Origin of the sequence: Pedobacter miscanthi (assembly GCF_003315595.1) — a bacterium.
Lineage (GTDB): Bacteria > Bacteroidota > Bacteroidia > Sphingobacteriales > Sphingobacteriaceae > Pedobacter > Pedobacter miscanthi.
The window spans coordinates 34,091-45,669 of the sequence record NZ_QNQU01000031.1 but is presented as its reverse complement, the minus strand read 5'-3'; the positions used below and the strand labels follow the sequence as shown (position 1 = coordinate 45,669).

8 protein-coding genes are annotated in these 11,579 nt (G+C 41.3%); 3 read left to right on the top strand and 5 right to left on the bottom strand.

Annotation, left to right across the window (positions count from 1 at the left end; all coding sequences use genetic code 11):
• The first annotated feature begins 115 nt into the window (after positions 1-115).
• The gene (locus DRW42_RS25260; RefSeq protein ID WP_113951657.1) at positions 116-1,408 is read left to right on the top strand and encodes a GH36-type glycosyl hydrolase domain-containing protein; all 1,293 of its coding nucleotides are present in this window, start codon (positions 116-118) and stop codon (positions 1,406-1,408) included.
• A 621-nt stretch (positions 1,409-2,029) separates the two neighbouring features.
• On the opposite strand, the gene DRW42_RS25255 is transcribed toward DRW42_RS25260, so the two are convergent.
• The 4 genes from DRW42_RS25255 to DRW42_RS25240 all read right to left on the bottom strand — a co-directional run bounded on the left by DRW42_RS25255 (position 2,030) and on the right by DRW42_RS25240 (position 8,373).
• A complete protein-coding gene (locus DRW42_RS25255) occupies positions 2,030-4,375 on the bottom strand; it encodes a GH92 family glycosyl hydrolase (RefSeq protein WP_113951656.1) in 2,346 nt (781 codons plus the stop codon).
• A 14-nt stretch (positions 4,376-4,389) separates the two neighbouring features.
• The gene (locus tag DRW42_RS25250; RefSeq protein WP_113951655.1) at positions 4,390-5,793 is read right to left on the bottom strand and encodes a sugar porter family MFS transporter; all 1,404 of its coding nucleotides are present in this window, start codon (positions 5,791-5,793) and stop codon (positions 4,390-4,392) included.
• A 399-nt stretch (positions 5,794-6,192) separates the two neighbouring features.
• Complete coding sequence (locus DRW42_RS25245; RefSeq protein WP_113951654.1) at positions 6,193-6,447, bottom strand: hypothetical protein; 255 nt, start codon at positions 6,445-6,447, stop codon at positions 6,193-6,195.
• A 93-nt stretch (positions 6,448-6,540) separates the two neighbouring features.
• On the bottom strand, positions 6,541-8,373 hold the full coding sequence (locus DRW42_RS25240; RefSeq protein ID WP_113951653.1) for a class I mannose-6-phosphate isomerase: 1,833 nt from the start codon (positions 8,371-8,373) through the stop codon (positions 6,541-6,543).
• 259 nt (positions 8,374-8,632) lie between these two features.
• On the opposite strand from DRW42_RS25240, the gene DRW42_RS25235 reads away from it, so the two are divergent.
• Positions 8,633-9,364, top strand: a complete 732-nt coding sequence (locus DRW42_RS25235) for a GntR family transcriptional regulator (RefSeq protein WP_113951669.1) — start codon at positions 8,633-8,635, stop codon at positions 9,362-9,364.
• 475 nt (positions 9,365-9,839) lie between these two features.
• Here DRW42_RS25235 and DRW42_RS25230 read toward each other — a convergent pair whose 3' ends face one another.
• Complete coding sequence (locus DRW42_RS25230; RefSeq protein WP_113951652.1) at positions 9,840-10,736, bottom strand: ROK family protein; 897 nt, start codon at positions 10,734-10,736, stop codon at positions 9,840-9,842.
• Positions 10,737-10,886: 150 nt separating this feature from the next.
• Here DRW42_RS25230 and DRW42_RS25225 point away from each other — a divergent pair, with 150 nt between their 5' ends.
• A complete protein-coding gene (locus DRW42_RS25225) occupies positions 10,887-11,534 on the top strand; it encodes an RNA polymerase sigma-70 factor (protein ID WP_158544401.1) in 648 nt (215 codons plus the stop codon).
• The last annotated feature ends 45 nt before the right edge of the window (positions 11,535-11,579 follow it).

The window sequence follows — 11,579 nt, the reverse complement described above, 5'->3', positions numbered from 1 at the left end:
TTACGAAGCACCTGTAATACGATATCCAATTTTATGCCGGTTGCCACTGATAAATTCCGAACAATTAATAAAACGCTATAAAACCAAATAATTAGACATTAATAATATCATCTATATGAATAAAAATATTGCATTAGCAGCGCTATTGGGGCTTGCTTTACCTGTTGTATCTTTTGCACAGCAAACCGGTAATATTCAAAAACAACAAACAAACATACAGCCAGCAGTTATGGGCAAGGTAAAAACCATGGCCGAAGAACTGATTAAAAAAGGCTTTACCGCAGGCGATGGTTATGGCGAAGTTTGGATCAGGGATTTAAATACCTTTATCGAACTGAGCTGCAAAGTGAACGATAAATCGCAGATCAGAAAACACCTGATTACATTTTTTCAGTTTCAGCAACCGGATGGAGCGATTTTAGATGGTTACATCCCGGCAAGTAAAGCCACCATATATGGCAAGTTTTACAAATCTGAACTTGCACCCGAATACATGGGACACAAAAATACGGTAGAAACAGATCAGGAAACTTCCTTGGTTCAGGCTGTTGCAAAATATGTTCGTAGCACAGGCGATAAAAGCATTTTAACTGATAAAGTTGCTGGTTTAACCGTTAAAGCCCAGATGGAACGTGCACTGGATTTCCTGCTGAAAAACAGGTTCGACGAGAAACATGGTTTACTTTGGGGGGCCACCACTGTTGATTGGGGCGATGTACAGCCAGAGCATAGCTGGGGCGTTGTGATAGATGAAAATACGCATCGGGCCATCGATATTTATGATAATGCCATGTTTTTGATCGCTATAAAAGATTTTATTGCCATTGCTCATTTAAATGCCAGTGAAGTTGGTAAATGGAATAAGGTTTACAATAACATCCGCCAGAACATCAACAAATATTTATGGGATGAAAAGGCGCAGAAGTACATTCCGCATATCTATTTAAACGGATCGCCTTTTCCGGCATCGTTCGATGAATCAAAAATTTATTATCATGGTGGCACAGCAGTTGCGATCGAAGCTGGTTTGTTAACGAAAAAACAGGTAAAAGAGGCTTACCAGAAAATGCAAAAAAATGTGGCAGATGCCCATGCCGCAACGATCGGCCTTACCATTTATCCGGTTTATCCTTTGGGTACCTTCGAAAACAAGGGTATGGGGCCATATTCTTACCAAAATGGCGGCGACTGGACCTGGTTTGGAGGACGTATGGTTACTCAGCTGATCCGCTATAACTTATTGCCAGAGGCGAAGCAAGCTTTAGCGCCAATGTTAGACAGGGTAGTTAAAAATAATGGGTTTTATGAATGGTACACTCCTGATAATAAACCAATGGGTTCTTCGAGTTTTAGAGGAGAAGCCGGTGTATTATGGACGGCAATTACGGAACTGGAGAATAAGAAGTAGGGGAAGATACTTAACATAAAGCCGTCCTTCTCGACCGGAACGTAGTGGAGCGGAGAGATCTACCTCGATAGATTTAGCTGCGCTGAGCACTTATGTGGTTCTCGACTGCGTTGCACTCCGCTCGAAATGACGGCTACTCTCGTGGGGCGTCACCCTGAACTTGTTTTATTAGCGGTTTCTGTTGTTTTTAATTGTCTAATAGCTGTGTCGCGGTCAGGGTTTTTCATGCCAGATTAGATCTTTCCTTGCCCATGAAACAATAAATTATTTATAAAAATTAGGAAACGAGGCGGCATTGGTTCTTGGCGGTTGTCAGTCCCGCTTTCCATTACAAGTCCGCGTTCGTTCCTCACTTACGGTCTTTTCATTGCAATCGGGTTTAAGAACAAGGGTTCTGCGCCTTGCAACACTAAATTGAATCCCTATTTTGGCCCTTTAAGCCCCTGCCCAATGCAGACGGGCGGTCAATGCCACTGAGTTAGGCTCAGGAACAAGTAAATATAATTTAACCACAGGTAAAATCTGTGTTTATCTGTGTGCATCTGTGGTTAAAAAACTTAAATTAACCCCATTGGATAGGGGTTGGGGCATTATCTTGCATCAACAAGGTATCCCGAAATTTTAATCTTCTATTTTACCCATCTCCACAACCAATTTACCGCCATTCTGAATGTCTTTAAGTTTGATAAACGGTGTTTTTAATCTGGTGCCGTTAAGCAAAAAAGATTCAACATACTGATTTTCGATATGATTGTTTTTTGTTTCAATTTCAAAATCCTTTCCGCTGAAATATTTTTTATTGCCTTTAATTTTAATGGTGTTAAAAATCGGGGCAGATAGTCCGATTTCGGGAACAGCATCGGTAAAGCCTTTAACATCAAAAATACCCATCGAAGCCATTACATACCAGGCACCCAACTGTCCCTGGTCTTCATCCTGTCCATAACCATAACCATGTATACCTTCCGTGCCATAAAAATCATCCAAAATTTTTCTCACCCATTTTTGCGTAAGTGAAGGTTTGCCCGCGTAATTGAACAACCATGAAATATGAAGATTTGGCTGGTTACCATGGTTATATAAACTCTCCAGACCAGAAAAAGCATCAATTGTAGTACCTCCTCCAAATTTATTTTTTTCGGATACAGTGAAAATACTATCCAGCCTATTGTTGAATTCATCCTTACCTATAGCCGAAATCAGACCTTCAGGGTTTTGGGGAACATAAAAAGTATACTGCCAGGCATTTCCTTCCTGAAAGCCCCGCCAGGCCGCTTTAGGATTAAAGCCGGATATAAATTTTCCCTGCGCATCTTTTGGTCTGATAAATTTTATCGTAGGGTCAAAAATTGTTTTCCAGGCATCAGAAAGCGCGGTTAATTTATGATAATCTTCAGTTTGATCTAAAAGTTTTGCCCATTGGCCAACTGCGTAAGCGCTAAAAGCATATTCAAGTGTGTGCGATGCAGAAAATTTCCAGTTTTCATCCGGTCCTTTACCGCTATCCAGATGATTTACATAACCGTATTTCAAGAATCTTTCCAAATCAGGTTTACCTGCACCAAACGGGCGGTTTTTAAATTCCAGTTCATTTTTAAGTGCGGCTTCATAGCCTGTTTTTACATCAAAATCCCTTATGCCCGAATTGTAGGCCGATGCAATCGCCAAACCAGTAAAGTTTGTCCCTACGCCCGATACATAACGGCTATTGGCAATACCATCGGCAAGCCATCCCGAATCTTTATACACCAATAACTGGCTTTTAACCCAATCGGAATAATATTCCGGATAGGCAATGGCCCAAAGTTGTGTTAAATTCCAGAAAGCGCCCCAAATGGCATCGGTATTGTAATGGTTATGCAAGGGTACGTTGTTTTTATCGAGGGGGATGTGGCCAATTCCGCCATCATTTTTAGGGTAAGCGCCGTTTACATCACTGGCCAGTCCGCGGCCCGATAGTGCATGGTACAAGCCGGTATAAAATTTGGTCAGGTCCTGTTTCTTTTCTGAAGTAACCCTGATTCTTCCGAGGTAATTTGCCCAGGTGTTAAGTGCCTTTTCTTTTGCCTGACCAAATGAAAGAAGGGCAGCTTCCTGCTTCTGGTTTAACCTTGCATTTTCAATTGAAGTATACGAAAGTCCGGCTTTTAAAGTAATGCTTTCTTTTTCCTGTGTAGAAAAAGTTAGGTACAGGCCGGCACCTTTTCCATTGGCTTCTTTTTTCCCTTTTGAAATATTTTCTCCATTAAATGTGCCATAAGCAATGGGTTTTTTGCTTGCAATTGCTGAAAAATACATTTTTACCGATGCGCCCGGCTGGTATTTCTGAACATAAATCGGCTGCGTAATTACATATCCTTCTATTCTTCCATTTGCATTGAGGTATACCTTTGCATCGGTTACCTCACCGCTTTCGCCCTGTTGGTGACCGATATCAAAAATAATATTCGCCTGTTTTGACTTAGGAAAGGTGTACCGGTGAAAAGCCACCCTTTTGGTTGAGGTGAGTTCGGCTTTAATACCATAATCTTTAAGTAGTACCGAATAGTAACCCGGCATGGCTATTTCATCTTTATGATCAAAAGCAGAACGGTAACCTGTTTCAGGATGCTCTAAACTTCCGGCCAGGATTTGGAGTTTTCCTGTTGATGGGGCAAAAACAATTCCCCCGATCTGAAATTCGTGGAAATTGGCAAAACCTTCAATCGAGGTATGCCTTTGGTCGTAACCTACAGCTTCCCAGCCACTTTTATTGCCGTAAGAGCCATTGGTTGATGGGGCAGGTTTGGCCATCCCGAATGGCACTGCACCTGGTGTGAAATAAAACCATCTACTGTGTGCCGTACCAATTCGCGGATCCGCATAAGCCAGCAAATCACGGTCGGTTTGTGCTTTTACTGGGCTGTAGAATAGGCTGCTCAGCAATGAAATGATGAGTAAATATCTTGTTTTAAGGGCTGTTTTCATAAATCAGGTATATTTTAGTGAAAAAACACATCTTTATCGGTATCCGTTTTCCAATCCTTTTCGATCTGCTCAAGCGATTTGCCTTTGGTTTCGGGCAGTAGTTTATACACCGCGATAAAGGCTACGATACAGAAAAAAGCGAAAAACCAGAAAGTACCCGCACTGCCAATTTCATTGAGTAAAATAGGGGTAAGCTGCCCAACAATGGTATCGGCCACCCACATTACCATAATACTGATGGCCAGGGCTCTCCCCCTGATTGCGCCCGGAAATATCTCTGAAGCAACCACAAATTTTAATGGTCCGATTGAACAAGCAAAACAGGCCAGAAATGCCAAAACGCATATTAAAAGTCCGATGCCAGATGTGGCGTTAAAATAAAAACAGATTCCGGTAAGGATCAATGAAATTGCAGCTCCGGCAGTACCATAAAGATAAAGCGGCCTTCTGCCCCAGCTATCTACTTTCCAGATGGCAAAAAGCGTAAAAACCATGTTTGCCACGCCAAAAATAACCTGACTGATGAGTGAATTACTTAACGATACACCCGCATTGCCAAGTATCCGCGGACCATAATAAATAATGGCATTGATGCCGCTGAACTGCGAGAATAGCGGTAGCAAAATGCCAATCAATAGCGCTTTCCTCATAGACGGGGCAAATAACTCCTTATACGAACTTTTCGGGCTGTTGTTTTCTGAAACAGACTGATCTGTATTGATTTCTGCCGAAGTTTGTCCCGTAATTTTAGCGATAATCAGCTTTGCTGCATCTATTTTACCTTTCTGTATCAACCACCGCGGACTTTCGGGAATGAGCAATAAGCCCAATAAGAACAGAACAGCAGGAAATACCCCTATACCCAACATGCCACGCCAGATTTCCTGATTAAATAAATGACTTAAAACCGAAGGATTTAAAGCCGGTTTTGACACGCCATTTAATAAAGCTGCATTGCTTAAATAGGCCACGAGGATACCCAGCGTAAGTGCAAATTGATAGTAAGTTACCAACCTGCCCCTGATCTGTGCCGGGGCAATTTCGGAGATATACAATGGTACCACATTAGAGGCAATACCGATACCAATGCCACCTAAAACCCTGAAAGCAATAACTCCTGAGAGGTTAGGGAACAATGCGCAGCCTATGGCCGATGCAACAAAAAGAACAGCAGTTAAAATTAATGGTTTTTTCCTGCCTAACCTATCGCTAAGCTCGCCTGATATCGCTACACCAATAATACAGCCTACCAGTGCAGAGGATACAAACCATCCTTCCTGCGAGGCGCTTAAGGCGAATTGCTTTTGCACCAAAGGCAAAACACCTGAGATTACGGCCATATCAAAGCCGAACAAAAAGCCCCCTAAAGATGCCACCAGCGTAATTAAAAGTATTTTGCCTGTTTTTTGGTTACTCATATTTTATAATTTGGTTAAAGTATTTGTTATAAGTTGATCTATTTTAGCCACGGATGCACGGATAAACACAGATCTCATATTTATTTGGACATTTTTATCAGGTTATAACCACGGATTTCGTAGTTATTAACCTGCATCTTATTAATATTTATGCGTTCCGATCAGTTTTAGCTTCCTTTTCCTAGCGTGATCGTTATGCTGTCCCTTTTCATACATCCTCCGTGTGGATACATTTTTTTGCATTATGCTAGCTTGCTTTAACTAATAAACAGGTTTTACCGAAGAGCACCCGTCAATCCCAAGTGCGAGGCGATCAAAAAAACAGTTGCAAAACAGAACAATTGGCACTACCAAACCTAAAACGCAGTGGTTTTGTGCTGCTTTAGAACAACCGCTAACCTAGTACTGGTCGCACAAAACAAAGTGCCGCTGTTTTTTTGATGCGAAGGGGCCTTGTGTGAACGCACATTGCTGGATCGACAAAGCGCTTTGGGTACTTTGGCGCTCCAAAGTACCATGCCATCGCGGCATAGGAGCGACAAAAAACTTAGCATTTGTATCTACACGATAGATTCTTACATCGGGATCAGCATCTATCCTGATATAAAGACCCTGAAATAAATTCAGGGTGACGAAATGCGTTAAAATATTCATAGGAGACCTTTTAAACTAATATTATTAATAATCAAACTTATGTTGTTCGCTTTTAGCTGCATATTATGCGGGTACCATCTGTGTTCATCCTTTTTATCTGTGGTTAATTAACAAATCCACTGCATCTTTTACAAATGCCTTAATTACCTTCGCCCGGCCTTTGCCTGTGTTAATCAGGGTATAACTTTGGGCCGCTGCGGGGATTACAAAAGTTTCGGCATAATTGAAACGGGTAATGTCGCCGGCTGTGGTTTTCACTTTAATGGCCGTTCCTTCAACAAGCATCAGAATGTGGCAGGTGTTATTTGTTTTTAAAGTGATTTCGCTTTCGAATTCTAACCGGTGTACATCGTAAAAATGTTCCTCATGGGTAGGTAGGTGGATTAACTCCCAATCTATTCCTTTTTCAATCACCGATGGTTTTGAAATCAACTGCTGTGTAACTACATTTCCTTTTCTGCTGAAATCGAGGTTTTTAAAAGCATGTTCAATATTGATCGGCCTTGGTTTACCATCTAATCCCAAACGGAGCCAATCGTACATTTTAAAGGTAAAGATGTAGGGCGTTGCACTGATTTCGAGTACTAAATTATTGGCTCCGGCGCTGTGCACAGTGCTGTTGGGGATTAAAAAAAGATCGTGTTTCCTGGCATCATGAGCCTGCACATATTTTTCGATATCGATTTCCTGCTTAAATTGCTGACTATCAATTAAAACTTTGTTAAATTCAATAGGATTGATATCTTCCTGAAAACCCAGGTAAACTTTAGCGTCATCTTTACATTCCAAAATATAATAGGTTTCATCCTGGGTAATGTTTTCGCCAAATTCTTCCCTGATATATTTTAATGACGGATGGCATTGTACCGAAAGATTTCCGCCATCAATGGTATCCAGAAAATCGAACCTGATCGGGAATTCTGTTCCAAAAACCGGAGCGTGTTTCCCTAAAACGGATTCATACTCGCTAATCATTAAAAAATCAAAGGCCACTTCCAGCAGGTAACCATCGCTTTCGAATACAATACCGTTTTCGGGCACAATCAATTCAAAAGACCAGGCATAATTCACTTCATCTTTATTAAGTCCTTCGATGTTTTCCTGTAACCAATGACCGCCCCATGCGCCGGCTTCGAACCATGGCCTCACACGGAACAAAGATTGACTGATGTGTTTTAAACCTTTCCTTAATTCATTTGCAAATATCCAGTTTATATTTGATTGATGCTGCACATCGGCCACCCCACTGATGCGGTTTAAAATCTGAGCTTTATGATCATTAAGTACTACCCAATCTACAAAATAAAATCTTTTGTACATTTCAGCACCATTTGCAACATCATCTGCCCCTAAATTGGTAACCGAGCCTGCCCGCATGCGGTACTGGATCTCGTTTTTAGGGATCTCGAGGTAAACAACAGGTGCATCCCAGTTAACCAACGCTGCACCCATCCCGATGATAATGTTCACTTCGCATGTTGTATCAGGCTGGATAAAATGGTAATCGTCATTAAAAAAATCGCCAAGTTGTAAGGTTGTTTTTTTGCCCCAAACGCTTTTGTCTTCGCCCAGAAAAGGCTCGACCATTTGAGATACTTCCTGCGAAGTTTTCATACTGGCTGATGATCGGATCCAGTTAACCCTGATTTGGTGTTTTGTAAATTCCCGTTGTAAAAGTGATTCTATTTCCTGCCAGAACACACCGATATAACCATCAATAATTACCGTTTTCTGTTCAATAATCCATGATGCCAATGATGGATAGCCGTTGAAAATTTTGTTGTCACCCAAAGGGTGTACGGGATATAGGTTATAGCCTTCTGATGACAGGTTAATGTTGTTAATATTTGCCGGTAAAATCTTCTCTCCGCTCTGCCTCCATTTGTTGATAGCCGGTGTTTCTTCAACGTTGTTTTTTACTTCCATAAACTAGGTAATGTGATGTATCATGGCAAATGTATATATGTATGTACATATATCCTAATATTTTTAAAAATATCTCTTTTCAGGTAGAATGGAATATTAATTATTTCGGTAATAGCAGATTTATGAGGTTAGTAGATTGAATTATAAACCGGGTCAATATCTATATGCATACATAATATTTCTGATTATAGGTGCTTTTTTTATCTTTGCCAAGGTGCATTGTCATTTCCCCTTGCCTAAAGAGATGCAGTATAAAAAAATGAAATTTTCCATCGATCATAAAAGTCCTGTTCCTTTACACATCCAGGCCGAAGAATTATTGCGGAACCTGATTAAAGATCCGGAATATGCGACCAAATTTCTGCCTAACGAAGTGGATATGGCCAAACAGCTGGCCATCTCGAGAACCACCCTTAGGCAGGCCCTGAATAAACTGGTTTACGAAGGTTTGCTGATCAGGAAAAAAGGTATAGGGACTAAAGTTGCAGAGGTATCGGTGAGTTCGAAAGCCAGTAACTGGTTAAGTTTTTCGCAGGAAATGCAGGCTCGGGGTATTCCGATCAGGAATTTCGAACTTCACATCAGCTGGGTATTACCTGATGAGAAATTGGCCCATTTTTTTGATATCGATACCGACAAAAAAGTTTTAAAATTAGAACGTTTGAGAGGGAAAGCCGAAGGCCCGTTTGTTTATTTCATATCCTATTTTCACCCAAGGATTGGGCTTACCGGCGACGAGGATTTTAAACGGCCTTTATACGAGATCCTCGAAAAAGACCATTCGGTAATTGCCGATTTATCCAAAGAAGAAATAAGCGCCAAGGCTGCAGATAAATTTATTGCCTCCAAACTGGATGTGGAAGTGGGAAGTCCGCTGCTTTTTAGAAAACGTTATGTTTTCGACCAGGCCGACAGGCCTATCGAGTACAACCTGGGCTACTACCTGGCAGATAGTTTTGTGTATACGGTAGAGAGCAGGCGAGAAGCTTAGGCTTGGTCGTGGCGTTAGATGTTACCATCTGACGCAAAGATTAATCTGAGTCTCGATTTTAAGAATGGTTTTTTTGGAAATGAATGGTCCTGTTCTTTTGGCGGTTTTCAGTCCCGCTTTCCGTTCAAAGTCCTCGCTGCGCTGCGGGCTTCCACTTCAATCGGGTTTAGAAACATCGGTTCGATGCCTGTAACCCCCGGTTAGAGACAGGCCATTCATTATAAACCTGACAGTAGCGGGCATCCCGATTTTTCATCGGGATAAAGCGGATGGCAGGGCTGCAATAGCCAAGAACCACTGCATGCTCATTTCCAGATAAAAATAAACTATCAACATGAATTCGATAATTATTTTATTGAAATAATATTTTAGAAACGCTTTAACTAATTCAATTCGTCACCCTGAATTTATTTCAGGGTCTATCTAGGAGGAAAGATGCTGAAATAAAATTAACATGACGGATCGCGTCAGGTTATTACACCTTCCCAACACGTTCTTTTTCCTGCACCGCCCAGCAGCCTGCTGCACCAACCAAAGCAGCATCTTCATTCAGTTCGGAAATATGGATCGGGCAGTTGATGCCCTGCGATTGGAGATGCCTGGCCACACCGGGAATAAAACGGTTGGCGGCGTTGGCAATATTTCCGCCGATTACAATGGCTTCGGCGGTATGGTTCTGTTGGAAATCTTCCAGGAAAAGGCCGAGGTTATGGCTAAACTCATTAAATATTTTACGCACCGTTGGACTTTCGTCATGAAGCATCGCCAGTTCGCGGACATTCAAAATGTTGATTCCTGAGAGTTCGTAATAACGTTTTAAAAACCAGCGGGTAGAAAGGTAATCTTCGGCTATGCCATCCAAAAAAGGCGAGCACCACAAATTGGCGTCGGTAATTTTGCCTTCAGCGCAAATAGCACTCCCTAAACCGGTACCCAAAGTTATCCCGATCACTTTATTATAATTTCCTGCTTCGCCGGCAAAAACTTCGCCTGCCAGAAAGCATGAGGCATCATTGCTTATTAAAATTTCATCGCTACTAATCTGTAGTTCGCTGGCCATCATTTCTTTTACATTGAGGCCATAAAACGCAGCATATTTATCGTTCCCGGCGATATAAGAAATACCATTTTCATAATCGAACGGGCCGGGCATGGCAATACCCAAACGGCCAACGCCGATATCAACCTTTTTATAAGCTGCTTTAATGGTAGTACACCATGTTTTTATAATCTGTTCGGTTGTGCCATGAGGATTTACACGATCGCGGGTATAAGAGTTTTTAAGGATATTGCGCTGTTTCATATCAAGAACGGCCGCGGTAATGTGCGAACCGCCAATATCAATGCCCAGTACATAATTAATTTTATTCATCGTTTCAGCTTCTAAAGATCTATAAATGGCTTGTGCCAGGGAGGTAGCACTAAAAGAAGAATCCCTTTTTTTGTCAAATTGCCTACAGCGGCACGATTTTTTTATGAAATATTTTTTATTACCTTACATTTGATTCAAAAACTAACCAAGTTGAAAGCAGCCAAGCTAGATCTAGTCGTTTTATGGAATAAGATTTGTCTCGAAGATGATATCACATCCTTTGAGCAGCTTTATCGCTTTCTGTATGGCAGGTTGCTTAAATTCTCTGTTTATTATGTAAACGATAAGCAGGCTGCAGAAGATATAGTTACCGAAGTTTTTGTTAAATGCTGGGAGAACAGGAGAGAAAGTACCCATGTGCTCAACCCCGAAAGTTACTTCTTTATTGCGGTAAAAAATCAATCTCTTAAACACCTTAAAAAAAATTCATCAGTTACGTTTATCGATTTAGTTGATGCTGAAGACAATCTTTCAGCGGATATGCACACTCCCGAATACCTGATCGAAACCAAAGAACTGCACCGTCAGCTGGATAAGGCAATCGCTGGTTTGGCGCCACAGGCGGCAACAGTTTTCAGGCTGATTAAAGAAAGTGGAATGAAATATAAGGAAGTGGCTGAGCTGCTGGATATTTCGCCCCGCACGGTACAAACACAACTGTTCAGGGCCATTGCCAAACTCCGTGTAATTTTGCAGCCTTTGAATATAAAAGATAAGGGTGCCGACGAAAAAATGATTGGAAAAATCATTCCGCTGGTTATCTTAGTAGGTACTTTATCTTTTTTATATTTTTTGTAGGCAATTTTCTCATAAAAAGGAACATATCATAAAGGACGGAAAACG